Raw genomic sequence first — 24,795 nt, 5'->3', positions numbered from 1 at the left:
TTTAGAAACCAATTCACAAGAATAATGCTTCTTTAAAACTAATTCTACGCATTCTAACTTAAATGCATAATCATACTTGACTTTTCTTTCCATAAAAATACCCCCAAATAGTGTCTAACTTTTTGGGGGCAGTCTATTTTTCAGTGCTTTTTATTATCATAAAAGAGTTAGTATTACATACCACCCATTTGTTTTTGGAATTCTTCCATTGTTACTTTAGTAAAACCTTCGCCTACTTTAAAAGCATCTGCAGGAATTTCTTTTGAAAATTTTGTAGCCGTCATAACCATGTTGCCTTGTGCAGTTTGAATCGTCATTTCTAATGGATATCCTGCTAATTTAACTTTAGCTTCAGGAGATGATGGTGCTTGTGGTGCAATTGCATCTGTAACATAGAACGTACTTTTAGTTCCATCATTCATTGTAATAGCCGCTTTGTAGCATTTAAAACCTACGATTTCTTTAGTGTCTTTTTTATCGTAAACAATTTCTTTAGCGTCATCTAAATTGCTAAGACCTTTAGAGGTTTTTGAAGCTTCTTCGCCTACATCAGTAATTTCATATTTCATGCCCATTACTTCCATTGTCATTTTAGAATCTTTTTTATTCTCATTAGGAACAATAGTTTTCATCATCATCATACCACCCATCATACTCATATCGGTAGCTTGAATGGTTTCATTAAAATGAACAGTGATAATGCTTTCACCCATGACAGCCATTTCTTCACTTGCACCAGGCATTGTCATGTTATAGGTTACAGAACCTTTTTTTAATTGTGTTTGTGCATTAGCTGTAATTCCTACAAATAACAACGCTGTTAATGCAATTTGTGTGATTTTTTTCATGTGAGTTTTTTGTTTGTATAAGAATGTAAATATAATAAAATACTAATTCAATGCAAATTCAAAACGTACATTTACTTTCGGGGTGTTTTTTTTGCTAATCACACTCGAGATTTCAATGTCAGAATCATTTGTATATGCAATAAATTCTCAAACAATTTCCATGCCGTCTTTTTTTTTAAAGATTTCTTTGTCATTATAATTTTGTATTATGTTGAAATCGGCATTTGGCATTGGATTAAAGATGAGTTTGATTTTGGGTTTAATTTAGTTAGAGTTTTTTATTTCAAATTATCAGAAATTACAACATTATAATTTTTTAAATTATCAATCGCTTCTTTTGATTTGTGATCAAAATTGGTCTCAATTTCTTTAGCTCTTTTTTTGTTTTCGATGCGATTGATACTATCGTAAAAGCGGCGAACTTCTTCTAAATTGGATAAAATAAGTTTAGGAACTTGTACGTTTTTTCCGTTTTCATCTTTCGCTACCATGGTGAAATAACTCGAATTGCAATGTTTTTTAACTCCAGTTTGTATATGTTCCGATGTTACGCGAATACCCACAACCATCGAAGTTTTTCCAACGTAATTTACGGATGCTTTCAAGGTTACCAATTCGCCAACATCAACCGGATTTAAAAAGTCAACCGTATCCACAGAAGCCGTGACACAATAGCAACCTGAGTATTTCGAGGCACAGGCAAAAGCTATTTGGTCCATTAGTTTTAATAAATAACCACCGTGAATTTTTCCACTAAAGTTGGAGTGGGAAGGAAGCATTAATTCGGATAGCGTAATTCTTGATGCATCTACTGTATTGACAATTTCCATAAAATTTATTTTTCAAGTGAAACTTTGGTAACAAAATAACGAGTATCGCCCCACCAGAAGAAGGTTTTGAAACGTTCTTCATATTCTAAAGTCACTTTTTTACCTTGCCATTTTTTTAGATTTTCAATCACTACTACTTCATCTTCCATCACTGAAAAAGCAAAAATTTGAGCTCCAGAAATTCCTTGACTCAGTTCGCCTTCCCACGTTTTTATTACTAATCCTTTATGACTGATTTTAATTAATTCGCCCGAGCGGACTCCGTCACTATATGGTACATAATAAATAAAACTGAAGTAACCCACCGTTATTAGAGTTAGTGATAAAGCAATATAAAGAACAATTTTTCGTATCATAATTTTCTTTTTTAGTCGTTGTTGTTTTCAGAAAGTAATGAAATTTCATCTGTTTCATTAGCTCTTTTTAGAACAGCTTCTGGAAGTGCTTTTTTAGCTTTAGCTCCCATTTTTTTCAGTTTTTCAACGCTTGTAATCAGATTTCCTTTTCCGTCAACTAGTTTATTCATAGCGTTACCATATTCAATTTTGGCTTCGTCCATTTTCTTCCCAATTTTAATCAAATCGGAAACAAAACCTTCAAATTTATCATACAAAGCTCCAGCCTGACGCGCAATTTCAATTGCATTTTCTTGTTGTTTTTGATTCGTCCACATGCTGTCAATCGTACGTAAAGTAGCCAAAAGAGTAGAAGGTGTTACAATCACAATATTTTTCTCGAAAGCTTTGTTATATAAGCTGGTATCTTCATTCAAAGCTACTGCAAAAGCGGATTCTATCGGAATAAATAACAACACAAAATCTGGACTTTCCATGTGGTACAAATCGTGGTAATTTTTGCTACCCAATTGCTCCACATGACGATTTATCGAAACAATATGTTCTTTTAAATGTTGATTTTTTACCTCAGAATCTTCTTCGTTGATGTAGCGTTCGTAAGCGGTTAAGGTTACTTTCGAATCGATAATCATTTTCTTGCCATCAGGAAGATTGATGATAACATCGGGAAACACACGATTACCGTCTTCCGTTACGTGACTTTGTTGTACAAAATATTCTCTGTCTTTCTCTAATCCCGATTTTTCTAAAACGCGTTCTAAGACTAATTCTCCCCAATTTCCTTGCATTTTGCTATCACCTTTTAAAGCTTTGGTTAAATTGATGGTTTCCTTACTCATTTGTTCGTTCATTTCACGAAGTCCCAAAATTTGTTGGCGTAACGCGGCATGATAATCGATACTTTCTTTATGCGTATCTTCGACTTTCTTTTCGAAAAGCTGGATTTTATCTTGTAAAGGCGACAAAATATTTTTTAAATTCTCCTTGTTTTGCTCGGTGAATTTAACCGTTTTCTCTTCCAGAATTTTGTTGGCTAAGTTTTCAAATTCTTTGGTGAATTTCTCTTGAAGTTGTTCTACTTCTTGCTTTTGTTCTTTGTTTCGTTCCAATAAATTATCGAAATCGTTTTCTTTTTTAGCCAAATGAATCGCTAAAGATTCCTTTTCTTTTTGCAGATTTTCTTTTTCGGAAGTAAGTTGCAAAAACGATTTTTCAAACTGATTTCTTTCGGTTTGAAATTGTACTTTCAATTGCTCCATTTGATTCAAAAGTCCGTTAATTCGTTCTTCTAAACCTGATTTTTCGGATTGAGATTGGGATGCGAATATTATTTTTCCAATAAAAATTCCAATTCCTAAGGCAATAATAAATGCGGCAAGTACTAAAAGGGTTTGTGACATGGTGATTGATTTTTTAATATGGTAAAGGTAGCAAAAAATAAAATTTTAAGACAACTTAGCTACTAAAACTCTTCTAAATTTTATTAAAAGTATCTTTATCGATTAAATATTTCATTCGTCGATTTGTAAAGCTAATTGTTTGTTAAACTATTAAAAACAAGTGACTTGACTAAAAATATATCGTACATTTAAAATGTGATTTTGATTAGTTATTGAATATATCGTTAGTTACATATCTAAAAAGAGATTCAGTCGTTTATTCCTCTCAAGTTATAGCAGATCAGAAAAACGTAATAAATCAAAATCGACACAGGGAGGTCTTACACAAGGCCTCCTTATTTTTGTATCACTCCAACAGTTTTTACTATCTTCGCCACACTTAAAACGGAATTTCTAAATGCATCATCACTTTCTTATTCACAAGCCTTACGGATATTTATCGCAGTTTATTTACCAATTAAAACGCAAGAAAAAGTTGTTAGGCGAATTATACGATTTTCCCGAAAACACCATGGCTATTGGTCGTTTAGATGAAGATTCAGAAGGCTTACTTTTATTGACTACCGATGGTATGATGAGCGAAATTGTCCGAAGTAAAAAAGTAGAAAAAGAATATTACGCTCAAGTCGATGGATTGATTACCGAAGAAGCCTTAGAACAATTAAGAAACGGAGTTGAAATCGGCTTACACGGTAAAAAATACAAAACTAAAAAGTGTAAAGCTTTCAAATTAGAATCTATTCCCAATTTAGGAGAGCGTGGCAAAAAGATTCGCGATGAACGCCACGGACCAACGTCTTGGGTTTCGATTACTTTAACCGAAGGAAAATTTCGTCAAGTTCGAAAAATGACTTCTGCAGTTGGTTTTCCTACATTGCGATTGGTTCGTGTACGTGTAGGAAACATTCATTTGAATGATTTAAAAGCGGGTGAAGTTATCGAGGTGAGTAGTTTTGATGTATAAAAAAAAACAGTTACTTCAAGCGAAATAACTGTTTTTATATTTTTGAAATACTATAACGATTATTTGAAAATCTCCCTGAAAAACGTTTTCATAGCTTCCCAACTTCTTTTATCAGCTAATTCGTTGTAAGCAGCGCCTTTGCTGTTATCGCTTCCTGCATCTTTATGTGTGAATGCGTGAACAGAATTCGCATAATAAATCATTTGCCAATCGGCTTTTGAAGTTCTCATTTCGTTTTGGAAGGCTTCTACTTCTTTTGTAGGAACATAAGGATCATCTGCTCCATGTAAAACTAAAACTTTTGCTTTAATTTCATTAGTTGGACTATTCGTAGCTTTTCCTAAACCACCATGAAAAGAAACCACACCTTTTACATTTAAGTTGCCACGAGCCGCTTCGATTGCGCCAGTTCCACCAAAACAATAGCCAATTACTGCAATTTGATTTTTATCGGCACCCGCTTTTACTAATTGGTCAATCGCCAATTGAATTCTTTTTTGATATTCCGCAGGATTGTTTTTATAGAAACCTGCATTTTTTCCAGCTTCTCCTGTATTTTTCGGATTGTTTCCAACGCCGTAAATATCTGCTACAAAAGCATGATAACCTAATTTAGCTAAGGCTTCCGCTGATTCTTTAGCGTGAGCATCAACACCCATCCAAGCGGGTAAAACGATTATGCCAATTTTCTTTGGATTTGCTTTTTGTGCTTTGGCAAAATAGCCTTCTAAATTTTGATTACCATCTGTGTAATCTACTTTTACTAATTGTCCGAAGCTATTCATAGTAGCTAGGATTAAGGTTAAATAAAGGTACTTCATAACTTTTTTTAGTAAAATTATGAAAATTGAAAACACGAAGCGTTAAACAAAAGGTAAAATTGGAATAAATTATTTGATTTTGAACTTGCCAATAGTAGCATCAAAAGTCAAATGTTCGGTATCAAACAACGTATTAAAAATCCCAGTTTGAATTAAATTACAAGGTTGATCTTGTACAATTTGAGTTGGTGTAAACACAATCATTTCGTCTGTCATTTGAATCGCTAAATCGATGTCATGTGTAGAGTAGAGGATGGTTTTACCAGTTTCGTGCGTGAGTTTTTGCAACAGTTTTAATAAAGTAGCTTTGTGAACCAAGTCTAAATGGGTTGTAGGTTCATCCAAAATGATAATCGAAGTATCTTGTGCCAAAGCACGAGCAATTAAAGCAATTTGCAATTGGCCATCACTGATTTCATCATGTTTTTTGTGAACCAAATGTTGGATTTCTGTTAAGGAAATTGCTTCTTCAATTTTGATTTTGTCTTCTTCAGATAATGTTCCTAGCCAATTGGTGTAAGGCTGTCTTCCTAAAGCAATGATTTCGAAAACGGTTAAGTTGCTTGGCGGTAATTTTTCAGTCAAAACGATGCTTAACTCTTGAGCTAAATCAAGCGGTTTGTAACTTTGAAGGGATTTATTGAGTAAATTAACTTCACCTGTTAATGGTGGAATAATTCCAGTTATTGTTTTTAATAAAGTAGATTTTCCAATTCCGTTTTCACCAATTAATGCGATTAATTTACCTTTTTCTAAATTTAGATTGATGTTTTGAGCAATAGTAATCGTTTCCGATTTGGATTTGTAGCCAATCGAAAGATTTGAGGTTTGTATGGTGAAATTTTGTTTACTCATGGTTAAAATCGTTTCTTCTTAACTAACAACCAAATCACTACTGGCGCTCCAATTACTGATGTTATGGCATTTATTGGTAAGGTAATATCATTTCCTGGAACTTGCGCAATCGTATCACAACACAGCATGACAATTGCGCCAAGTAAAAGCGTGCTCCAAAACAACACAAAATGATTACTCGTTTGAAACAATAATTTCGCCATATGAGGAACTGCCAACCCAATAAAAGCAATTGGTCCAGCAAAAGCGGTAATACTGCCTGCTAAAATACTGGTGGCAATAATAATTAAAAAATGCGTTTTCTTATAGTTGATTCCTATACTTTGAGCGTATTTTTCTCCTAATAATAAAGCATTCAAAGGTTTGATTACCATGAAACTGATTCCGATTCCGATGATAACAAAAACGGATAAAAGCGAAATTTCATTCCAGGATAAATTTGAAATGCTTCCCATCGACCAAAAAGTGAATTTTTGTAATTTTTCAGCCGAAGTAAAATACGATAAAACCGAAACTATAGCACTAGTGAAACTTCCAAACATCAATCCGACAATTAGAATAGCCATAGTGTCTTTTAATTTTTGGGAAACCAATAAAACGGCCATAAAAACCAATAAACTTCCTAAACTCGAAGCTAGAATTAATCCGTAATTCGATAAAAAGAAGGATGAGATAAAGGTGGGTAAAAATCCTGTACCTAAAATGATAAACGCCACACCCAAACTCGCACCCGAACTCAATCCCAAAACATAAGGTCCAGCTAATGGATTTCGAAATAATGTTTGCATCAACAAGCCGCTCATTGAAAGTCCGATTCCTACTAAAATTGCGGTTACGGCTTTTGGAAAGCGGAAATTCCACAGAATAATTTCCCAACTTTCCTTACTCATTTCTTGCGATAAAAGTCCGTTAACTACTTCTTTCAAAGGAATAGAAACCGAACCTAGACTGATATTCACCAAAAACAAAAACACCATTACTAAAAGCAAGATGATAAAAAGAAGATTCTGTTTTTTGGTTAATGGCATGCGTTGAATTTTTGGCTAAATTACATTTTTAGAATCTATTTTTGGAACACAGATTAAAGAAATGTGAGAAATTTAAAGAAATGTAATTCCTGTTAATTCGTGAAATTCGTGTCTATTTCAACTTCTCAAAAAAGAACAACTCATAATCCGGTAATACTTCAGGATGTAAAATCTTTACAATGTCTTTCAAAACCAAATCAGGTCGATTTTGTGCTAATTCGTAATAAATAACACCGCCTGTTTTTCCTTTTTTAGTACTAAACGAATACACGTTTTTGTTCTTTACGGCTTTGAAATGAATGTAATTGGGGTTGCTTTCTAAAATTTGTTTGATAGAGCCAAATTGCCCTGGACCAATCCAAAAATCAGCATCTTTGGCTTTGTCTAAAACGCTTTCGAACGATAAAGCTAAACTTCCCGTTCCTTTGGAATCTTTCCATAAATAATTTCCGTTGGCTTCTTTTAAAAAATAGGCTGCCCAACTATCGCCTTGTGGTAAAAACCATTGGTCTTCGTAAATAGCGCCGGCAAAAATGGTAGGTTGGGTTTTGGCATTTTTCGCTAAAGCTAATACGGAATTGTATTCTTTCTCTATCGAATTGAAAATCTCGCTGGCTTTTTCGTCTAAATCATATAATGCACCAAAGAACTTAATCCATTCGGCTTTTCCTAATGGTGTTTTTTCAGTCCAATCGCCATTGAAGATGAATTTTTGACCATTTTTTTCTAAGTTTTTGTAGGTTTTCAAATCGCCATCTACACTAAAACCAACAATGACATCAGGTTGAATGTCTAAAATGACTTCGGTGTTTAATCCTTGATTGGAGCCTAAATCCCTTACTTTTCCTGCATCAATTAAAGCTCTTGTTTTCTCAGATGATATATACTCTGTTGTTGGGAAACCAATTAAAGTATTTTCAACGCCTAAAGCTTCTAGAGCAGGAATATGCGTCGTTGAAGTAACGATTACTTTTTTAATTGGTACTTCAATCGAAGTAAATTGTTGTAAACTATCTGGTATTTGAACACCTTTTTTATGAAGTATGTAAGTGTATTCATTTTTAGCTTCAGGATACACATTCGAAACTTTTACAACCGAAAAACCATCGTATTTTTCAATAGAAAATCCTTCCGCATGTTGAATGCTATTTTCTACAGAAGTAGTAAGATTTACTGAGTTTTCCGATTCTTTACATTGAATAAATCCTAAAAATAAAATGACTAAAAAGAAATAATGACGCATGAAAATGTTTTTTGCAAAAGTAGTTTTTTATTTTTTTGCCACGGATTATAAAGATTAAAAAGGATTTTATTTGTGATACTTTGTGAAAACTTCGTGTAGCTTTGTGTAACAAATAAGACAGAAAGAAACTGACAAAATCATTAAATTTGCCATAAAAAAAACATGAGAACAGATTCAAACGCTTTCATTTATGCAGTAGCCACGATTGTAATTGCACACTTTGTTATTGGTTTTATTTGGTTGTGGCGTAAGATGAATAAGAAGAAGTAAATTGTTATTTGTTGTAGAATGTTTTTTAAAAATTGCATTCTATTAAAATTAATGTAAATTTGCACCCGAATTTTGGTTGTTGTTTCTGATTTTTTCAAAACAACATTAAAAGGGAATTAGGTGTAAGACCTAAGCTGTACCCGCAACTGTAAGCTATAAAGCTTGTTATTATCTACATTACCACTGTTGTTAATTTAGAATTAAGAATTCTGAATTTAGAAAATTTCTAACTTCTAACTTCTAATTTCTAACTTTCGATGGGAAGGTTGATAACAAGACGCAAGCCAGGAGACCTGCCAATTCGTTGAGTAACAAACTTTCGGGAAAAAAAGTTTGAGTATGGGTAAATTCTGTGCTTTTCTCCCCAATTTATTAAAATTTTTATTAACCTTAAAATGAACAAAAAGTTTATTGGCTTAAGTGTTTTTACACTTGCTACTGCTTTTGCGTATGCTCAAGAATCAGATACGCTAAAAGTTACTAATTTAAAAGAAGTTGTTGTTTCAGACACTAAATTTGCACAAAGCAAAGAAAAATCAGGTAAAATTATTGAAGTGATTACCGCTCAAGACTTAGAAGCTAAAAAAGGTCAAAATTTGGCTAACGTTTTGAGTCAGGTTGCTGGAGTGGAAATCAACGGGAATCAGTCGTTTAACGGAAAAAATTTAGGCTATTACATTCGTGGTGGTCGTAATCGTCAAGTAGCCATTTATATTGATGGTGTTCCAGTAACGGATGCTTCGGGTATTAATTTAGAATACGATTTGCGTTTGATTCCTGTAGAACAAATTGAGAAAATTGAAGTCATGAAAGGCGCTTCGAGTACGTTATACGGAACAGGAGCTGCGACTGGAGTTATCAATATTACGTTGAAAAAATCAGCTAAAAAGGAAATTTCTGGAAATGCGTACATCCATATGGGGACGCAAAATACTTCGGAAACTTCAAAAACAAGTGCTCAAGATTTCAATCAAGGATTATCGGTAAATGGAACGATTAATAAAGTTTCCTACATGACGACTTTAAACAGTACCGAAACCAAAGGTATGTCCGAAGCTGCTGGAGAAAATTTTGAAGAAGATACGTTTTCGAGAGTGAATGTGTTGCAAAAAATTGGTTTCAAAGCAAACGATAAATTAAGTTTTGAGTTTTTTGGAAATTACGACCGAATTAAAAATACGTTTGACAATTCTTTTGACGGAATTATCGCTAATGCAGATGATTTGAACAACAATAGTTTTTCAGAACAGTTCAGAATCGGATTCTTGCCAAAGTATAAATACAACAAAGGAGAATTTGCAATCAATGCGGGTGCTTCAACTATTGATAGAGTTTTAAATATTTCAAATTCTTGGTCGGGAACTATTGATAATTACAATTATTCAGGAAGAAGTGCTTCGATTGATGCTTTCAATAAATACAATTTTAGCAAACAAGTATATTTAGTTTTAGGTACGCAATATCAGTATTTCGATATGGCACAAAATACTAATGGAGTAGTGGATGCGGTTAAAGAAAAGGCGAAATTCAATTTATTTGATCCTTATGCAACGGTTGTATTTAACTCTGAATTTGGTTTGAACATTAACGCAGGAGCTCGTTTCAATATACACAGCGAATACGGAAATCAAGTAGTGTATAACTTTAATCCGAGTTATTCATTTGAGAACTTACCATTGAAAGTTTTAGCTTCGTATAGTACGGCTTACATCACGCCAAGTTTATACCAATTATATGGTCCTTATGGAAATTTAGATTTAACTCCAGAAGAAAATGCTACGGTAGAATTTGGTTTTGAATCGCAATTATTGGATAAAAAATTAACAATTAATGCGGTTGGTTTTTATAGAGAAGAAGAAAATACTTTTGGATTCTATTACAATTCAGCAACATTTGAATCCTATTATATTAATATTGACGGAACTTACAATGCTAAAGGAGTTGAAGCAAGTGTTCGTTATACATTATCTGAAAGATTCAATATTGGAGGAAATTATACGTTTACTCAAGTTGAAGAGCAATTAAACCGATTAATTCCAAAACACAAAGGAAATGTCGATTTGAATTACAAATTCAAAAGAGGAACTTTCGGTATCAATTATCAATATGTAGATCATAGAAGCGATGCTTTTTATGATATGAATATTTGGGCAACACAGGCTGTTAATTTAGCTGCTTATCAGTTGGTTAATTCGAATATTTCATATGAATTATTACCAAAGCGTTTGCATATTTTTGGAACTGTAACCAATATTTTAAACGAAGATTTCCAAGAAGTAATTGGTTATAATACAAGAGGAAGAAATTATAAATTAGGTTTGAATTTCATGTTTTAACTAAAGTTTAATTATTTGATTTTAAAAGGTTTTGGTAGTTTTTTGCCAAAACCTTTTTTTTATTTGTAACAAAATTAAATTACATTCGTCTTCATTATAAACCAACTAACTAAAATGAACCAAAACGAGTTTGTACAAATAATTACTCCTTTTAAGGATAAGTTATTTCGTTTAGCGAAGCGAATGCTCGTTAGTACAGAGGAAGCAGAAGATGCCACTCAGGAGGTTTTAATGAGGTTGTGGAATAAAAATAGTGCTTTAGAACAATACAATAGTGTTGAAGCTTTAGCGATGACGATGACCAAGAATTATTGTTTGGATCAACTCAAGAGCAAAAGAGCTACGAATTTGCAAATTGTGCATAACAACTATCAAGACAAGCAAGCGAGTGTTGAAACACAAATAGAGCATCAAAATACGTTGCAATGGGCCGAAAAGTTAATGAACGATTTACCAGAACAACAACGATTAATATTACAACTAAGAGAAATTGAAGAATACGAATTTTCGGAAATTGCTCAAGTATTAGAAATGAATGAAACAGCGGTTCGAGTGGCTTTATCAAGAGCACGAAAAACCTTAAGAGAACAAATTGAAAAAACACATAATTATGGAACTCAAGTTAGTTGAACAATTATTGGAAAAATACTTTCAAGGAGAAACTACAATAGCAGAAGAAAAACAATTAAAGGCCTATTTTTCTTCCAACGATGTGGCGCCATATTTGGCAAAATATCAATCGCTATTTGGTTACTTTGAAACCCAAAAAGAAACGCAATTCGAGCAAAAACTTCCATTACAACCTAGAAAACAAAATACTGTAAAATGGATAGGCATCGCAGCAAGTTTTGTTGTACTTTTTGGATTGGCAACCTTCTATTTTTATCCATCCGAACCTAAGCATGAAGATTTAGGAACATATGATAATCCAGAAGAAGCCTTTGCCGCCACACAAAAAGCTTTGTTGATGGTTTCAGAACAAGTTAACATTGGCATGGAAAGTGTAGTATATTTAGAAGAATACGAAAAAACAAAAAAAACAATTTTTAAATAATAAGAAAAATGAAAAATTTAGTAGTAGTTATAGCTTTTTTAATGGCATCAATCTCTTCATTTGCTCAAAATACAGCATTTGATAAGTTTGAGGATAATCCATTGGTTCAATCTGTTATTGTTAACAAAACAATGTTCCAAATGATGAGTAAAGTAAAAGCTGATCCAAAAGATAAAGAATTGCAACAATATTTTAACTTGCTTAAAAAATTAGATAACTTAAAAGTGTTTACAACTAGTAATTCAAAATTAGGTGCCGATATGAAAGCAACTGTAAATAGTTACTTAAAATCGAATCCTTTAGAAGAATTGATGCGTGTGAATGGCGATGGTAAAAATGTAAAAATTTATGTAAAATCAGGTGCTAACGAAAACATTGTAAAAGAACTTTTAATGTTTATAGAAGGGGCTAATATGAAAGATGCTAGTACAATTGTTTTATCATTAACTGGAAACTTTAGCTTAGATGAAATTTCTATGTTAACTGAAAAAATGAATTTACCTGGTGGTGATGATTTGAAAAAAGCTTCAAAAAAATAAACTATGAAAAAGTTTCTATTACTTGTTTCAAGTGTGATTTTACTTTGGAGTTGTGAAGACAAACCCACACTTCAAAAGTATTTTGTAAAAAATACGGAATCGCCTAAGTTTATTGCATTAGACTTAGCTTCCAATATCATTAAAACGGATAAAGTTGCATTATCTGAAACAGAAAAAGCAGCATTAGAGTCGTTTGAAAAAATGAATATTTTAGCTTTCAGAGCTGATTCAACTGATATTGCCGGATATGATAAAGAAATCAAAGAAGTGAAAGCTATTTTGAAAGACGAAAGCTATCAACAATTAATGAAAGCTGGTTCTGGAAATGATGGTGCCGCTATTTATTTTGTAGGAAATGATGACGAACATATTGAGGAGTTTGTTGTTTTAGCTGGAAAGAAAGAAAATGGTTTTGCAGTAGTTCGTGTTTTAGGAAACGATATGAATCCGACTCATATCATGAATATGCTGAGTTTACTCCAAAAATCTCAAGTTGATATGGAGCAATTGAAACCCTTGCAACAACTTATGAAATAAAAAAAAATCCCGCAGCCGCGGGATTTTTTAGTTTTTGAAATATTTCAATGGAACGATTAACATTCCGAAACACTCTCCATGTTCTTTTCCAATGTGTTTGTGATGCATTTTGTGAGCTCTTCTAACAGCTTTAGCATAACGATTATTGGCGTTTCTGAATAATTTAAATCGTTGGTGAATAAAAATATCATGTACTAAGAAATAAGCTATTCCATAAGCTAAAATTCCAAGTCCAATTGCTAAACCGTAAATGAAAATATCATATTTCCATAATAGGAAACAACCGATACTTACAATTGCATAGAAAATAAAGAAAGCATCATTTCGTTCAAACCATGAATCGTGATCTTTCTTGTGATGATCGGCGTGTAAACTCCATAAAAAACCATGCATGATGTATTTGTGACTAAACCATGCCATGAATTCCATAAAGCAAAAAGTGGTTAAAAAAACTAAGATATGTATCCACATAATATTTTAAATTTCAATAATTAATTTTATTTAAGATGCTGAAACGAGTTCAGTAAGACAAAAATAGTTACAAAATATTCAATCTGTAATTCAAATAGCATTTTGCTAAAAGACCTACTTTTTCGTAATCAGGAACACGAATTCTCGTATTTTTGATTTCCACAGAAGGTGTTTTCTTCAATTTACTCAATAATTTCTTGTAGTAAATGTAAGCAGTGTAAACTCCAAATTTAGCTTCGATTGGTAATTTTTGAATTCCTTCGAATCCAGCATCAAAATCGGCTTGAATTTCAGCTATAATTTGTTGTTTAGATGCTTCATCCAATCGCGATAAATCAGTATTTGGAAAATAGGTTCTGCTTAAATCCTCAAAATCAGCTTTTAAATCGCGTAAGAAATTTACTTTTTGAAATGCCGAACCTAATCGCATAGCGCTGTGTTTTAATTCTTCGTATTTTTCATCATTTCCGTTTACAAAAACCTTCAAACACATTAAACCCACAACATCAGCCGAACCATAAATGTATTGATTGTATTCTTCCACAGTAGTGTAAACCGATTTGTGTAAATCTAATTTCATACTGTGCATAAACGCATCAATCAATTCCATTGGAATGTTGTATTTGTTTACCGTATGTTGAAATGAATTTAAAATAGGGTTTAAACTTATCTTTTGCGAAAGCGCTAAGCTTAATTCGTTTTCAAATTGCGAAAACAAAGCTTCTTTATCGTAGTCGTGAAAAGTGTCAACAATTTCGTCAGCAAATCGAACAAATCCGTAAATATTATAAATATCCTGACGGATGCTTGGTGCTAACATTTTTACAGCAGATGAAAATGACGTACTGTACGCTTTAGTAACTTTTATGCTACAATCAAATGAAACGTTATCAAAAATGGACTTCATATTATTGATACTTTTTTATTAAATCGGCAACTAATTTTCCTGAAATTAAGGACGGCGGAACTCCTGGTCCTGGTACGGTTAACTGTCCAGTAAAATACAAATTTTGTACTTTTTTACTTTTCAATTTAGGTCTTAAAAAAGCGGTTTGCAATAAGGTATTGGCCATACCATACGCATTCCCTTTGTACGAATTATATTCTTTAACAAAATCATTTACACAAAACGATTCTTTAAAGATAATATTATTTTTCACACTTTGATTAGTTAGCTGTTCTAATCGTGTTATTATTTTTTCAAAATAAAGTTCTCTTAGTTCCAGAGTATCTTCTAATCCTGGTGCTAATGGAATCAGAAATATTCCTGCTTCTTTTCCTTCTGGAGCTGAATTTTCATCGGTTTTTGATGGAAAACTTGCGTAAAACAAAGGTTCTTCAGGCCATTTTGGATTATCATAAATAGCCTCGGCATGAATATCGAAATCAACATCGAAGAATAAAGAATGATGTTCTACGTTTTCAATTTTCTTATCAAACCCAACATAAAATAGGAGCGAAGAAGGAGCAAACGTTTTGTTTTCCCAATATTTCTCAGAATATTGACGATATTTCTTATCCAATAAGGTTTCTGAATGATGATAATCGGCACCACTTAGAATTACATCTGCTGTGATAATTTTATTATTTACTAATAAACCAGAAGCTTTTCCATTAGTAACATCAATTTTCTGAACATTAGCATTGGTTTCGATTTTTACACCTAATTCTTTAGCTAAAGTTTCCATAGCTAAAATTACCGAATACATTCCGTTTTTAGGATGCCAAGTTCCTAAACCAAAATCGGCAAAATTCATAAAGTTGTAAAAAGAAGGCGTGTCGCTTGGTTTAGCACCTAAAAATAAAACTGGAAATTCTAAAATTTGAACTAGTTTTATGTTTTTGAATCTTTTACGAACATCTTTTTTGATGTTACTGAAGAATTGATTCACTTTTTTAGCGGTTTCTAACGTAATTAGTTCTAATGGTGATTCTCCCGGACGATAAACTAAATCCTTAATGGCAATATCATAATTGCTTTTAGCTTCTGCCATAAATTGCTCTAATTGTTTTCCGCTTCCTTTCTCAATGGATTCAAAAGTTTTTACAATTTCGGGTAAGTTATCGGCAATGGTTACAAAATCTAAATGTCCAAAATAGACTTGGTAGGCCGGAGAAAGCTTAATTAACTCGTAATAATCTGACGGTTTCTTGTTGAAATCAGCAAAGAAACGTTCGAATACATCAGGCATCCAATACCATGTTGGCCCAATATCGAAAGTAAAGCCTTCCTTTTTAAGTTGACGAGCTCTTCCTCCTATGGTACTATTTTTTTCGTAAACAGTCACATCGTTACCTTGTTTTGCTAAATAGCAAGCTGCAGCTAACGAAGAAAATCCTGAACCGATTATGACAATTTTTTTACTCACTTGTTTTTATTTTGTTTAACAAAAATAGTAAAAAAGTTAAACAAAACAAATCTTTTTACAAAGTATTTGAAAGTTCTTCTATACTATCAAATACACGTACGTTATTTTTGATGACTTTGGATGATATGGATTGCGTCATTCTACCTAATAATAACAATTCATGATTGGTGTTTTCAATTAGTTTCGCTTGAATATCAATTATATAATTGTCAATTTCTTCCTGATTTGGTTCAACGGTTAAATAACTAACAAAAGATATTTTTTCGTACGAATTAATTAAATCTAACAAGCTGTCAGTTGGAATACTTTCTCCAAGATAGATGGTTTGGTAGCCTTTTAATAAGATTTCGTAATTCAAATACATCAATCCAAGTTCATGAACTTCATTTAATGGAAGAAATAACACAAAAACTTTGTCTGTTCTTGTTGGTTCTTGTATTTGTACTTTTTCTGTATTTATTAAAAGTTTTTGTTTGATTAAATAACTAATGAAATGTTCGTGTGCTGGAGAAATGGTCTCGGTTTGCCAAAGAAATCCAATTTCTTGCATAAGTGGTATGAAAACGGTATAAAATACTTCACGAAATGATTTTTCACTTAGTAATTGGTTATAAGTATTAAAAAACAAAGATTGATCAAAATTCATCATCGCCATTTTAAAAGTACTAATAGCATGATTTTTAGCACTTTTTTCGGAAATAATATCGTTAGCTAGTTTGTTAATCTGCTCTTGAGTTAACGAACCAATTTTAGATATTTTATATCCGTAATTATGAAGCAAAACGATGTTTAATAGTTTTTGTAAATTCTTAATATCATACGAACGAATGTTAGTATCAGAGCGCATAGGTTCTAAAACATTATAACGTTTTTCCCAAATACGAATAGTATGTGCTTTTATGCCTGAAAGATTTTCTAAATCTTTGATACTGAATACATTTTTAACGTTGTTCATCTCTGATTGCATTTTTGTTTAACAAAAGTAATAAAAAAAGTGAACAAAAAAAGTATTTTGGTAAAAATGTTTAACGATAGTCTGAATTTGGTTAAACAAATAAGATATAGGGGATAGGATTGTGAGAAAATTGAAACAAAAGTGACCAAGGAGGGATTTGAACCCTCACGCCCTTACGAGCACCACCCCCTCAAGATGGCGAGTCTACCGTTTCTCCACTTGGCCTTAAACAACAAAGACGTTGCATTGCAACGTCTTTAATTTTTTGTGACCTGGCTGGGATTCGAACCCAGGACCCCATCATTAAAAGTGATGTGCTCTACCAGCTGAGCTACCAAGTCGGTGCGTTCAAGAAATAAGTTTTATGTAGTGACCTGGCTGGGATTCGAACCCAGGACCCCATCATTAAAAGTGATGTGCTCTACCAGCTGAGCTACCAAGTCATTTTATTTCCTTGAATGCGGGTGCAAATATATAAACATTTATTTATTTTGCAATGGGAATTTCTTATAAATTTGTCTTTTTTTACAATTAATTTCTTAACCCTTTAATTTATAAGGGATTATTTATGAAAATAATATTATTAGGTTACATGGGTTGTGGTAAGTCGGTAATAGGTGCTTTTTTAGCAGAGAAGCTTCAAATTCCTTTTTTTGATTTAGACCAAGAAATAGAAAAAGAAACTCAAGTTTCAATTGCTGAATCGTTTCAAACCAGAGGTGAAATTTATTTTCGTAAAAAAGAAAATGAAATTCTGAAAACTTTTTTAGCGAAAGAAAATGACTTAGTTTTAAGTTTAGGTGGAGGAACACCTTGTTATTATAACAATCATGAATTATTGCTTCAAGAGGATGTGTTTTCTATTTATTTAAAAGCATCAGTTGATACATTGGTAAGTCGATTGATAAAAGAGAAAGCCCAACGTCCATTGCTTCACAATCAAGATGAGGTTAGTTTGAAAGATTTTATCAATAAACATTTATTCGACCGAAACTTTTATTATCATCAGGCAACGAAAATAGTTACCGTAGATGATAAGTCGGTAGATCATATTGCAAATGAAATAAAGAACTTGTTAGCTTAAGTAAGCATACGAGTTGTTTTCTTCAAAAACCACTTGAATGTGTTCTTGTAGAGAAGTCGATAATGATAATCCTTTAAAATCAGCCTTTACGGGGTATTTTTTGTGATTTCGGTCTACTAAAACAGCTGTTTTAAATTTGCTTAAAGGAACTTCTAAAAAGTGTTTCACACCATAAATTAAGGTAGTTCCAGAACTCAAGACATCGTCAATTAAGACTAAGGCTTTGTTTTTATAATCTTCGGGAGTTATAGAAGTCGTTACAACATCTTGTGGCTTTTGCTTATTGATTTTAACTTCACAAAGCGTTACATTTAAATCCGAAATTAAAGCTAATTCTGTAGCTATTTTTTCAGCAAAAATAAATCCGTTGTTAGCAATTCCAGCCAAAATTACTTCTTCTTCATTAACGAAGGTTTCGTAAATTTGGTAAGCAATTCGTTTGGTTTTGTGTTTGATTTCTTCGTGCGTTAAAATAATATTTTCCATGTGTGTTGTTATTTGACTTCAAAGATAAAAAAGAGTTCTTTATTTTCTCGCGGCTTTATTGAATTATGTGCTTTTTCTAGTGTTTTGATGGTGAATTTATCTGAAAATAGATTCAGATATTCAGCTGTCGAACCCCCAAATGGTGGACCTTCTGTTGTTAATTGGAAGTCAAATAATAATCCCGCTAATTTTCCTTTTAGATTTAAAAGCGAAGCCATTTTTTCAACATATTGCGGACGCATTTCAGGAGGTAAAGCGCAGAAAAACGTTTGTTCTAAGATTAAATCGAAAGTCATATCCAAGGCAAAAAAATCGGAATGGATTAAATGAGAAACAAATTCTGGTTTTCTTTTTTTAATATTTTCCAAAGGAGTTTCTGCAATATCAACAACAAAAACATTTTGAAATCCGTTTTCAATTAAATAGTCAAATTCATAACCATTTCCTGCTCCTGGAATTAAAATTTTCAGATTTTTATCGGTCAATTGGTCGATATATTCCTTTATTGGAGTAGTGATGGCTCCAGCATCCCAACCCGTTTCTCCTTTTTGATAGCGTTCTTCCCAGTAATTCATCTTATTCAAATTCTTCAGTCTCGATATTGTCATCTAAATAGTCGTCGATATCTCTACGTTCTTTTTTAGTAGGACGACCCGTTCCATTTGCTCGGTAGTGTTCTTTTGATAATTTTAGTAATTCCAAATGTTCAAAAGCTTCTTTCGGAGTTTCGTCTTTTCGATATATGTCTAACAATTTAGCTCCCAAACGATTTTGAGGGACATCTAAAATGGTTAATTTATAATTGATTTGGTCTTTTCTTAATGTAATTTTATCGGTTGGGAATATTTCTCGAGATGCTTTTGCAACTTGACCGTTCACAGTTACATGACCTTTTTTTACTGCTTCTGCTGCAATGCTTCGGGTTTTGTAATATCGTAAGCACCATAAAAGTTTATCTATACGCATAATATAAATCAAAAAACCTTGTTAATATTTCTACAAAAATAAATGAAAATTGTATCTTGCGCCCTATAAATTTTATAATAATGAAAAGCCTTTTAAAAACACTTTTGACTTTTGCACTAATTGTTAGTCTTTTTTCGTGTGAAGAAGATGATGGTGTTTCTTTGACTCCGGTTAGACCCTATGATGAGGTCTTTGTAGAAGATAGTACTAAGATTAGAGATTTTATGAATAGTCATTATATTACGTATGATTCTGATTATAATGTTACTTTTACTCAAATTCCAGATGGAGGAACTCAAACCCCTATTTCAGAAATGAATGAATTGGATACTATTCAAAGAAAAATACATGATATTACCTATGTTATCTATTATTTAAAATTAAGAGAAGGTACAGGCGAAAATATAACAAGGGTAGATTCTTCATTTGTTTCATACAAGGGAGTTATTTTTAACAAAACTACCACTGATGATGAAGTAACCTATAATCAGACTGTTTTTGATAATAAGCAAACTCCAATTTGGTTATCTTTAGATGAAGTAATCAGAGGATGGTCTGAAATTATTCCTTTGTTTAAAACAGGCGATTTTACAACGCAAACAGATGGTTCAATTTCATATAATAATTATGGTGCAGGAGTGATGTTTATTCCTTCAGGTTTAGCTTATTTTAGTACTGGTACTTTAACAATTCCTTCCTATACACCAACCATTTTTACTTTTAAACTTCATAATTTAAGACGAAGAGATCATGATCAGGATGGTATTTTGTCAATGCATGAGTATGGTAATCCTTTGGATGAAGATAGATTTAAAAAAGATGCAATTGATACTGATGGTGATGGAAGGCCAGACTATTTAGACATTGATGACGATGGAGATGGTTATTTAACGAAGACTGAAGTTAGGTTTACGTATGTAGATGGAGGTCAGACAATAACTAGTTATTATCCATTTCAAGGAGCAACAACAGATGATCCATCAACGCCATATGATGATAGAAGAGGCATACCAAGAAAATTCACGGGTCCAATTGTTTCACCTTCAACATTACCTTCACCTATTGAAGCCGATTTTACGGATGTTGCTAGATTGAGAAGACATTTAGATAAGACGTGCAAGCCACCTTATCAAAATTAAAAATATTCAAACAAATTAGTTTGAAAATAAAAAAAGCAACTTTTAGGAGTTGCTTTTTTTATTACCTCTCTTTTTTTAAATAAAAAGTATCAGAGATATGTTTTAATTATAAACTATCAAGTAAAACGGATAAATTTTGTGTAATAAATGAAATAAAGCGAGAGAAAAGACAAACTCTATTGCTATTTCAAAAACACATCATAACCAAAACGCAACAACGCCAATCCTACCACAATCAAAAAGAAAACGCGAATAAATCCGTTGCCTTTTGAAATGGCTAATCGGGCTCCTAACCAAGAACCTGTAACGTTGCAAATTGCCATTGGAATTGCAATTGTCCAAATGATTTTTCCTTTTAAAACGAATAAAGTTATGGAACCAATGTTGGTCGCCAAATTGACTAATTTCGCATAGATATTCGCTTTTAAAAAATCGAACCCTAGAATAGCAATAAACGCCATAATTAGTAAACTTCCTGTTCCTGGACCAATGAATCCATCGTAGAAACCTAAAAAAATTGAAATTATAATTCCGTAAATATAGGTTTGCTTTTGAGTCAGTTTATTAATTTGAAATTGTCCAAAATCTTTTTTAAAATAAGTATAAAGCAATAGCAAAATCAAAACTACAAACAGTAAGGGTTTCATGAAATCGTTTTGCATTACGTTGAGTAAACTCGAACCTAAATAAGCAAATATGAAAGAAACAATTGCTAATACAAAAAACAACTTCCAATTCACTTTTGCCGATTTCAAATAGTGATAGGTTGCCATACTTGTTCCACTAAACCCTGGTATTTTTAGCGTTCCAATAATGGAAGCAACAGGTACATTAGGCAATAAAATTAAAGCTGCTGGAGTTTGAATCAAACCTCCTCCACCTACAATAGCATCGATAAAACCCGCTAAGAAGGATGCTGTGCAGAGAAAAATAATGATGAAGGTTTCCATTTTAAAATATCAAGTTCAAGGGCAAAAATCAAATTCAATTGCAAAAATAGGAACACTGATTGGAGAAATTGAAAAAATCTCTATATTATTTTTAAATTAATAAATCAAGTGTTGAAGAGATTCCTAACGGAATTATTATAAAGTTGACAGATATAATTCTTTTATGAACTTTTAAAAGTAAACCATTCAACTTAAAAATTATATGACTTATATGGTTTAATGAGAAGCTGAAATAAGTTCAGCTTGACAAGTAGTAGTTTATTTGATTACAATAAAAAATCCCAATTTTATTATTAATTGGGATTTTAATTATTATTTATAAGTTATGTATTGATCTTGCCAATTTTTATAAACTATTCCAGCAAATTTACCATTTTTTTGAACCCAGATTCGTATTTCTTTTAACGGTACATTTTTCTCAAAATTAGCTTTATATCTATAAATTAAACAATTATCTCTGTAAGTATTGTCTATAATTTCAATAAGCTTCATATCAATAAACTTACCATGATTTTTATCTAAATGATCACAAGCTTTTTGCATTTCAGCTAATGAGAGTTTCGCTAAACCCTCTGAAACTTCTTTTGTACTTAACTGAATAAACTCTCTAGTAATACATGTTTCTAAAATTCTTTTCCCAAAATCATAAACTCTTTGCTTTTCATTTTCCGAAACAGCATTTAATGATAATTTTGGATAAGTTGTTTTACAAGAAGTTAGCAAAACAACAAACACTAATAATAAAACATTTTTCATTAAAAGATATGGTATTAAAAAAAGATACTAATATTTACAAACTGAACACTAAATTATACTCTTACGATATTAGCTCCGATAACTCTTAACCTTTCATCAATTCTTTCGTAACCTCTGTCGATTTGTTCGATATTTTGGATAGTTGAAGTACCTTTAGCTGTTAAAGCTGCAATTAACAATGAGATTCCGGCACGAATGTCTGGCGAACTCATAGTTGTAGCTTTTAGTTGCGATTGGAAATTATGCCCCATAACCACAGCTCTGTGCGGATCACATAACATAATTTTTGCACCCATATCAATTAATTTATCTACGAAGAACAAACGGCTTTCAAACATCTTTTGGTGAATTAACACATCGCCTTTTGCTTGTGTACAAACTACTAAAACGATACTCAATAAATCTGGTGTAAATCCTGGCCATGGAGCATCAGAAACGGTTAAGATAGAACCATCGATATCGGTCTTGATTTCGTATCCATCTTTGTGAGCAGGAATGTAAATATCATCGCCTTTTCTTTCTAACGTAATTCCTAATTTTCTAAACACGTTTGGAATTTGTCCTAAGTTCTCCCAACTCACATTTTTAATTGTAATTTCGCTTCTTGTCATAGCTGCAAGACCAATCCAAGAACCGATTTCAATCATGTCAGGTAAAATACGGTGTTCACAACCACCTAAACTTTCTACTCCTTCAATCGTTAATAAGTTTGACCCAACACCGGTGATTTTCGCACCCATAGAGTTTAACATTTTACACAATTGCTGTAAGTATGGTTCGCAAGCTGCGTTATAAATTGTTGTTGTTCCTTCTGCTAAAACGGCTGCCATAACAATATTTGCAGTTCCGGTTACCGAAGCTTCGTCTAACAACATATAAGAACCTTGTAATCTTCCGTCGATTTCCACTCCGTAGAAATGGTCTTCTCTTTCGTATCTGAATTTTGCTCCAAGGTTAATAAAACCTTCAAAGTGTGTATCTAAACGACGACGCCCAATTTTATCTCCTCCTGGTTTTGGAATATATCCGCAACCAAAACGCGCTAATAAAGGTCCCACAATCATAATAGAACCTCTCAAACTTCCCCCTTCTTTTTTGAACGCTTCCGTTTTTAAGTAGTTTACATTTACTTCATCTGCTTGAAACGTATAATCGCCAGGTCCATTTTTTTGAATTTTAACTCCTAAATTACCTAAAAGCGTAATCAATTTGTTAACATCAATAATATCTGGAATATTCGTTACTCTAACTTTTTCAGAAGTTAACAAAACAGGACATAACACTTGTAACGCCTCATTTTTAGCGCCTTGTGGTGTAATTTCTCCTTTTAATGCTTTTCCTCCTTCAATTTTAAATGTTCCCATGCAACTACTTATTTTTTAAATGTATTTTTATTTTGATTGTTTTTATTCATATGTCCTTTGTTGTTACCGTTTTTCTTAACAATCCCAGGTTTACTTGTACCAAATTGGGTTTTATTCGAAACTTTCTTGTTCACTTTCATTAAATCGTGTGTATTCGAAAGTTCTTCATTGGATTTCGAAAGATTTAATTTTCCTCCTGAAAGCTCTAATAAATGCTCGAAAATAACTTCATCCGTTACCGTGTCTTTGTTCCAACTCAAATAACACTTTTTCATGTGATTTGCGATTACTAGAACTAAAGCGTTTTTGAGTTCGCTTTCTTCCCAACTGTTCGCTACATCAATCATGTATTTGATGTTATTTCCGTAAAAACGATATTTCGGGAAATTTTGCGGATATTTTAATCGTTCTGGCTTTTGAGTCAAAATATCTTTTGATGGAATTGGATAAGGCGAATCGACATCCAATTTAAAATCGGACATTATAAACAACTGATCCCACAATTTATGCTGGAAATCCAACACATCTCGTAAATGCGGATTCAACGAACCCATCACCGAAATAATGTATTTTGCCGCCTTGTTTCGCTCCTCACGATCTTCTATTGATGTAGCTTGATCGATTAATTTCTGCAAATGTCTTCCGTATTCCGGAATAATCAAATGCGGACGTTGCGAATTATATTCTAAATAACTTACTTCTTCTTGCATGTTTATTTTATAATGAAATGATGCCTTCAATGTCCGAAACCTCAATGTATTTATCAATTACACTTTGAGGATTTGGCATATTTACACTTACAGAAACACTCGTAAACTTACCTGTTTTCGATTGTTGCGTTGTGATAACCGCTCCCATATTATTAAAAGCCGCTTCTACTTTTGCAATACTATGCACATCAGACGGCATAATAAATTTATACAAATACTCTGAAGGCCAAAGCGTTGAGTTTGTTAATTCTTCTTTTAATCTTGCGTAAAAATCTTCTGTTTTCTTATCCATCATCATTTCGTATTAGGAAAAGCAAATATACTTTATTCTCTTTAGAATTGTATTGTAGTAACTTATAATTTTCAACCTAGATTCCGCATTAGAAATCTACTCCAACTAAATTCTTCTTCAAAAACAAGAACTTACTCCCATTTTTAAATTCAAAATACATTAGTATTACATC

The 24,795-nt window shown here is 32.4% G+C and carries 28 protein-coding genes, 3 tRNA genes and 1 riboswitch; of the genes, 8 read left to right on the top strand and 23 right to left on the bottom strand.

Translation table 11 applies throughout. The features are described 5' to 3' along the window. Positions 1 to 173: 173 nt before the first annotated feature. The 4 genes from ACE3PD_RS05405 to rmuC all read right to left on the bottom strand — a co-directional run bounded on the left by ACE3PD_RS05405 (position 174) and on the right by rmuC (position 3,434). Positions 174 to 848 carry a hypothetical protein gene (locus tag ACE3PD_RS05405; RefSeq protein WP_374400311.1) on the bottom strand — a complete coding sequence of 225 codons (675 nt, stop codon included), beginning with the start codon at positions 846 to 848 and terminating at the stop codon, positions 174 to 176. 278 nt (positions 849 to 1,126) lie between these two features. Next, positions 1,127 to 1,678: an acyl-CoA thioesterase gene (locus tag ACE3PD_RS05400; RefSeq protein WP_374400309.1), complete on the bottom strand. Its 552-nt coding sequence runs from the start codon at positions 1,676 to 1,678 to the stop codon at positions 1,127 to 1,129. A 5-nt stretch (positions 1,679 to 1,683) separates the two neighbouring features. Next, entirely contained in the window at positions 1,684 to 2,034 is a 351-nt protein-coding gene (locus tag ACE3PD_RS05395) for a 6-phosphogluconate dehydrogenase (protein WP_374400306.1), read from the bottom strand. A gap of 11 nt (positions 2,035 to 2,045) precedes the next feature. Beyond that, positions 2,046 to 3,434, bottom strand: a complete 1,389-nt coding sequence (gene rmuC / locus ACE3PD_RS05390) for a DNA recombination protein RmuC (RefSeq protein WP_374400303.1) — start codon at positions 3,432 to 3,434, stop codon at positions 2,046 to 2,048. Between the two features lie 397 nt (positions 3,435 to 3,831). Here rmuC and ACE3PD_RS05385 point away from each other — a divergent pair, with 397 nt between their 5' ends. Next, the gene (locus tag ACE3PD_RS05385; RefSeq protein WP_374400300.1) at positions 3,832 to 4,398 is read left to right on the top strand and encodes a pseudouridine synthase; all 567 of its coding nucleotides are present in this window, start codon (positions 3,832 to 3,834) and stop codon (positions 4,396 to 4,398) included. A gap of 59 nt (positions 4,399 to 4,457) precedes the next feature. On the opposite strand, the gene ACE3PD_RS05380 is transcribed toward ACE3PD_RS05385, so the two are convergent. The 4 genes from ACE3PD_RS05380 to ACE3PD_RS05365 all read right to left on the bottom strand — a co-directional run bounded on the left by ACE3PD_RS05380 (position 4,458) and on the right by ACE3PD_RS05365 (position 8,345). Then, positions 4,458 to 5,219, bottom strand: coding sequence for a dienelactone hydrolase family protein (locus ACE3PD_RS05380; protein ID WP_374400296.1), 762 nt, complete (start codon positions 5,217 to 5,219; stop codon positions 4,458 to 4,460). A 69-nt stretch (positions 5,220 to 5,288) separates the two neighbouring features. After that, positions 5,289 to 6,074 carry an ABC transporter ATP-binding protein gene (locus tag ACE3PD_RS05375; RefSeq protein WP_374400294.1) on the bottom strand — a complete coding sequence of 262 codons (786 nt, stop codon included), beginning with the start codon at positions 6,072 to 6,074 and terminating at the stop codon, positions 5,289 to 5,291. Positions 6,075 to 6,076: 2 nt separating this feature from the next. After that, positions 6,077 to 7,102 (bottom strand): FecCD family ABC transporter permease, encoded by a 1,026-nt coding sequence (locus ACE3PD_RS05370; protein WP_374400291.1) that lies wholly within the window; start codon positions 7,100 to 7,102, stop codon positions 6,077 to 6,079. A gap of 112 nt (positions 7,103 to 7,214) precedes the next feature. Further along, complete coding sequence (locus ACE3PD_RS05365; RefSeq protein WP_374400290.1) at positions 7,215 to 8,345, bottom strand: ABC transporter substrate-binding protein; 1,131 nt, start codon at positions 8,343 to 8,345, stop codon at positions 7,215 to 7,217. Between the two features lie 326 nt (positions 8,346 to 8,671). Beyond that, positions 8,672 to 8,931: riboswitch (cobalamin riboswitch) on the top strand. Positions 8,932 to 9,010: 79 nt separating this feature from the next. Here ACE3PD_RS05365 and ACE3PD_RS05360 point away from each other — a divergent pair. The 5 genes from ACE3PD_RS05360 to ACE3PD_RS05340 all read left to right on the top strand — a co-directional run bounded on the left by ACE3PD_RS05360 (position 9,011) and on the right by ACE3PD_RS05340 (position 13,081). Continuing rightward, on the top strand, positions 9,011 to 10,951 hold the full coding sequence (locus ACE3PD_RS05360; protein ID WP_374400288.1) for a TonB-dependent receptor plug domain-containing protein: 1,941 nt from the start codon (positions 9,011 to 9,013) through the stop codon (positions 10,949 to 10,951). 114 nt (positions 10,952 to 11,065) lie between these two features. Beyond that, positions 11,066 to 11,581, top strand: a complete 516-nt coding sequence (locus ACE3PD_RS05355) for an RNA polymerase sigma factor (RefSeq protein ID WP_374400286.1) — start codon at positions 11,066 to 11,068, stop codon at positions 11,579 to 11,581. Then, complete coding sequence (locus ACE3PD_RS05350; RefSeq protein WP_374400283.1) at positions 11,562 to 12,005, top strand: hypothetical protein; 444 nt, start codon at positions 11,562 to 11,564, stop codon at positions 12,003 to 12,005. The genes ACE3PD_RS05355 and ACE3PD_RS05350 overlap by 20 nt, the downstream gene beginning before the upstream one ends. An 8-nt stretch (positions 12,006 to 12,013) precedes the next feature. Further along, positions 12,014 to 12,544, top strand: a complete 531-nt coding sequence (locus tag ACE3PD_RS05345; RefSeq protein WP_374400281.1) for a DUF4252 domain-containing protein — start codon at positions 12,014 to 12,016, stop codon at positions 12,542 to 12,544. Between the two features lie 3 nt (positions 12,545 to 12,547). After that, positions 12,548 to 13,081: a DUF4252 domain-containing protein gene (locus ACE3PD_RS05340; protein WP_374400279.1), complete on the top strand. Its 534-nt coding sequence runs from the start codon at positions 12,548 to 12,550 to the stop codon at positions 13,079 to 13,081. 27 nt (positions 13,082 to 13,108) lie between these two features. Here the strand turns inward: ACE3PD_RS05340 and ACE3PD_RS05335 are convergent, their stop codons facing one another. From ACE3PD_RS05335 to ACE3PD_RS05305, 7 genes are all read right to left on the bottom strand, one after another. Further along, a complete protein-coding gene (locus ACE3PD_RS05335; RefSeq protein ID WP_374400276.1) occupies positions 13,109 to 13,552 on the bottom strand; it encodes a beta-carotene hydroxylase in 444 nt (147 codons plus the stop codon). 67 nt (positions 13,553 to 13,619) lie between these two features. Beyond that, positions 13,620 to 14,459 (bottom strand): phytoene/squalene synthase family protein, encoded by an 840-nt coding sequence (locus ACE3PD_RS05330; RefSeq protein WP_374400274.1) that lies wholly within the window; start codon positions 14,457 to 14,459, stop codon positions 13,620 to 13,622. A gap of 1 nt (position 14,460) precedes the next feature. Next, positions 14,461 to 15,921: a phytoene desaturase family protein gene (locus ACE3PD_RS05325; RefSeq protein ID WP_374400272.1), complete on the bottom strand. Its 1,461-nt coding sequence runs from the start codon at positions 15,919 to 15,921 to the stop codon at positions 14,461 to 14,463. 55 nt (positions 15,922 to 15,976) lie between these two features. Further along, positions 15,977 to 16,876 carry a MerR family transcriptional regulator gene (locus tag ACE3PD_RS05320; protein WP_374400270.1) on the bottom strand — a complete coding sequence of 300 codons (900 nt, stop codon included), beginning with the start codon at positions 16,874 to 16,876 and terminating at the stop codon, positions 15,977 to 15,979. A 142-nt stretch (positions 16,877 to 17,018) separates the two neighbouring features. After that, positions 17,019 to 17,101, bottom strand: a tRNA-Leu gene (locus tag ACE3PD_RS05315). 43 nt (positions 17,102 to 17,144) lie between these two features. Beyond that, a tRNA-Lys gene (locus tag ACE3PD_RS05310) sits at positions 17,145 to 17,217 on the bottom strand. Between the two features lie 29 nt (positions 17,218 to 17,246). Further along, a tRNA-Lys gene (locus ACE3PD_RS05305) sits at positions 17,247 to 17,319 on the bottom strand. A 125-nt stretch (positions 17,320 to 17,444) separates the two neighbouring features. Here ACE3PD_RS05305 and ACE3PD_RS05300 point away from each other — a divergent pair. After that, complete coding sequence (locus tag ACE3PD_RS05300; protein WP_374400268.1) at positions 17,445 to 17,960, top strand: shikimate kinase; 516 nt, start codon at positions 17,445 to 17,447, stop codon at positions 17,958 to 17,960. Here ACE3PD_RS05300 and ACE3PD_RS05295 read toward each other — a convergent pair. From ACE3PD_RS05295 to ACE3PD_RS05285, 3 genes are read right to left on the bottom strand one after another with little or no spacing between them, the layout of a single operon-like run. Further along, complete coding sequence (locus tag ACE3PD_RS05295; RefSeq protein WP_374400266.1) at positions 17,952 to 18,446, bottom strand: phosphoribosyltransferase family protein; 495 nt, start codon at positions 18,444 to 18,446, stop codon at positions 17,952 to 17,954. The genes ACE3PD_RS05300 and ACE3PD_RS05295 overlap by 9 nt on opposite strands. An 8-nt stretch (positions 18,447 to 18,454) precedes the next feature. After that, positions 18,455 to 19,021 carry a methyltransferase domain-containing protein gene (locus tag ACE3PD_RS05290; RefSeq protein ID WP_374400264.1) on the bottom strand — a complete coding sequence of 189 codons (567 nt, stop codon included), beginning with the start codon at positions 19,019 to 19,021 and terminating at the stop codon, positions 18,455 to 18,457. A 1-nt stretch (position 19,022) separates the two neighbouring features. Continuing rightward, a complete protein-coding gene (locus tag ACE3PD_RS05285; RefSeq protein WP_374400261.1) occupies positions 19,023 to 19,412 on the bottom strand; it encodes an RNA-binding S4 domain-containing protein in 390 nt (129 codons plus the stop codon). 80 nt (positions 19,413 to 19,492) lie between these two features. On the opposite strand from ACE3PD_RS05285, the gene ACE3PD_RS05280 reads away from it, so the two are divergent. Continuing rightward, positions 19,493 to 20,551, top strand: a complete 1,059-nt coding sequence (locus ACE3PD_RS05280; RefSeq protein WP_374400258.1) for an FKBP-type peptidyl-prolyl cis-trans isomerase — start codon at positions 19,493 to 19,495, stop codon at positions 20,549 to 20,551. A 182-nt stretch (positions 20,552 to 20,733) separates the two neighbouring features. On the opposite strand, the gene ACE3PD_RS05275 is transcribed toward ACE3PD_RS05280, so the two are convergent. The 5 genes from ACE3PD_RS05275 to ACE3PD_RS05255 all read right to left on the bottom strand — a co-directional run bounded on the left by ACE3PD_RS05275 (position 20,734) and on the right by ACE3PD_RS05255 (position 24,623). Continuing rightward, entirely contained in the window at positions 20,734 to 21,501 is a 768-nt protein-coding gene (locus ACE3PD_RS05275; RefSeq protein ID WP_374400256.1) for a sulfite exporter TauE/SafE family protein, read from the bottom strand. 312 nt (positions 21,502 to 21,813) lie between these two features. Then, a complete protein-coding gene (locus tag ACE3PD_RS05270; RefSeq protein WP_374400253.1) occupies positions 21,814 to 22,257 on the bottom strand; it encodes a hypothetical protein in 444 nt (147 codons plus the stop codon). Between the two features lie 53 nt (positions 22,258 to 22,310). Next, entirely contained in the window at positions 22,311 to 23,621 is a 1,311-nt protein-coding gene (gene murA, locus ACE3PD_RS05265) for a UDP-N-acetylglucosamine 1-carboxyvinyltransferase (RefSeq protein WP_374400251.1), read from the bottom strand. Between the two features lie 8 nt (positions 23,622 to 23,629). Continuing rightward, a complete protein-coding gene (locus tag ACE3PD_RS05260; RefSeq protein ID WP_374400249.1) occupies positions 23,630 to 24,331 on the bottom strand; it encodes a DUF4290 domain-containing protein in 702 nt (233 codons plus the stop codon). Between the two features lie 7 nt (positions 24,332 to 24,338). After that, a complete protein-coding gene (locus ACE3PD_RS05255; protein ID WP_194097364.1) occupies positions 24,339 to 24,623 on the bottom strand; it encodes a DUF493 family protein in 285 nt (94 codons plus the stop codon). Between the last annotated feature and the right edge of the window lie 172 nt (positions 24,624 to 24,795).

Origin of the sequence: Flavobacterium sp. (assembly GCF_041911335.1) — a bacterium.
GTDB lineage: Bacteria > Bacteroidota > Bacteroidia > Flavobacteriales > Flavobacteriaceae > Flavobacterium.
This window is presented reverse-complemented; position numbering and strand designations above follow the sequence as displayed.

Bases quoted from the DNA above. Each gene is read 5' to 3' on its own strand.
- ACE3PD_RS05370 (WP_374400291.1), bottom strand. From the start codon at position 7,102: ATGCCATTAACCAAAAAACAGAATCTTCTTTTTATCATCTTGCTTTTA.
- ACE3PD_RS05350 (WP_374400283.1), top strand. From the start codon at position 11,562: ATGGAACTCAAGTTAGTTGAACAATTATTGGAAAAATACTTTCAAGGA.
- ACE3PD_RS05400 (WP_374400309.1), bottom strand. From the start codon at position 1,678: ATGGAAATTGTCAATACAGTAGATGCATCAAGAATTACGCTATCCGAA.
- ACE3PD_RS05300 (WP_374400268.1), top strand. From the start codon at position 17,445: ATGAAAATAATATTATTAGGTTACATGGGTTGTGGTAAGTCGGTAATA.
- ACE3PD_RS05385 (WP_374400300.1), top strand. From the start codon at position 3,832: ATGCATCATCACTTTCTTATTCACAAGCCTTACGGATATTTATCGCAG.
- ACE3PD_RS05340 (WP_374400279.1), top strand. From the start codon at position 12,548: ATGAAAAAGTTTCTATTACTTGTTTCAAGTGTGATTTTACTTTGGAGT.
- ACE3PD_RS05360 (WP_374400288.1), top strand. From the start codon at position 9,011: ATGAACAAAAAGTTTATTGGCTTAAGTGTTTTTACACTTGCTACTGCT.
- ACE3PD_RS05380 (WP_374400296.1), bottom strand. From the start codon at position 5,219: ATGAAGTACCTTTATTTAACCTTAATCCTAGCTACTATGAATAGCTTC.
- ACE3PD_RS05280 (WP_374400258.1), top strand. From the start codon at position 19,493: ATGAAAAGCCTTTTAAAAACACTTTTGACTTTTGCACTAATTGTTAGT.
- ACE3PD_RS05255 (WP_194097364.1), bottom strand. From the start codon at position 24,623: ATGGATAAGAAAACAGAAGATTTTTACGCAAGATTAAAAGAAGAATTA.
- ACE3PD_RS05335 (WP_374400276.1), bottom strand. From the start codon at position 13,552: ATGTGGATACATATCTTAGTTTTTTTAACCACTTTTTGCTTTATGGAA.
- ACE3PD_RS05260 (WP_374400249.1), bottom strand. From the start codon at position 24,331: ATGCAAGAAGAAGTAAGTTATTTAGAATATAATTCGCAACGTCCGCAT.
- ACE3PD_RS05290 (WP_374400264.1), bottom strand. From the start codon at position 19,021: ATGAATTACTGGGAAGAACGCTATCAAAAAGGAGAAACGGGTTGGGAT.
- rmuC (WP_374400303.1), bottom strand. From the start codon at position 3,434: ATGTCACAAACCCTTTTAGTACTTGCCGCATTTATTATTGCCTTAGGA.
- ACE3PD_RS05345 (WP_374400281.1), top strand. From the start codon at position 12,014: ATGAAAAATTTAGTAGTAGTTATAGCTTTTTTAATGGCATCAATCTCT.
- ACE3PD_RS05375 (WP_374400294.1), bottom strand. From the start codon at position 6,074: ATGAGTAAACAAAATTTCACCATACAAACCTCAAATCTTTCGATTGGC.
- ACE3PD_RS05355 (WP_374400286.1), top strand. From the start codon at position 11,066: ATGAACCAAAACGAGTTTGTACAAATAATTACTCCTTTTAAGGATAAG.
- ACE3PD_RS05395 (WP_374400306.1), bottom strand. From the start codon at position 2,034: ATGATACGAAAAATTGTTCTTTATATTGCTTTATCACTAACTCTAATA.
- murA (WP_374400251.1), bottom strand. From the start codon at position 23,621: ATGGGAACATTTAAAATTGAAGGAGGAAAAGCATTAAAAGGAGAAATT.
- ACE3PD_RS05295 (WP_374400266.1), bottom strand. From the start codon at position 18,446: ATGGAAAATATTATTTTAACGCACGAAGAAATCAAACACAAAACCAAA.
- ACE3PD_RS05330 (WP_374400274.1), bottom strand. From the start codon at position 14,459: ATGAAGTCCATTTTTGATAACGTTTCATTTGATTGTAGCATAAAAGTT.
- ACE3PD_RS05320 (WP_374400270.1), bottom strand. From the start codon at position 16,876: ATGAACAACGTTAAAAATGTATTCAGTATCAAAGATTTAGAAAATCTT.
- ACE3PD_RS05275 (WP_374400256.1), bottom strand. From the start codon at position 21,501: ATGGAAACCTTCATCATTATTTTTCTCTGCACAGCATCCTTCTTAGCG.
- ACE3PD_RS05365 (WP_374400290.1), bottom strand. From the start codon at position 8,345: ATGCGTCATTATTTCTTTTTAGTCATTTTATTTTTAGGATTTATTCAA.
- ACE3PD_RS05270 (WP_374400253.1), bottom strand. From the start codon at position 22,257: ATGAAAAATGTTTTATTATTAGTGTTTGTTGTTTTGCTAACTTCTTGT.
- ACE3PD_RS05285 (WP_374400261.1), bottom strand. From the start codon at position 19,412: ATGCGTATAGATAAACTTTTATGGTGCTTACGATATTACAAAACCCGA.
- ACE3PD_RS05405 (WP_374400311.1), bottom strand. From the start codon at position 848: ATGAAAAAAATCACACAAATTGCATTAACAGCGTTGTTATTTGTAGGA.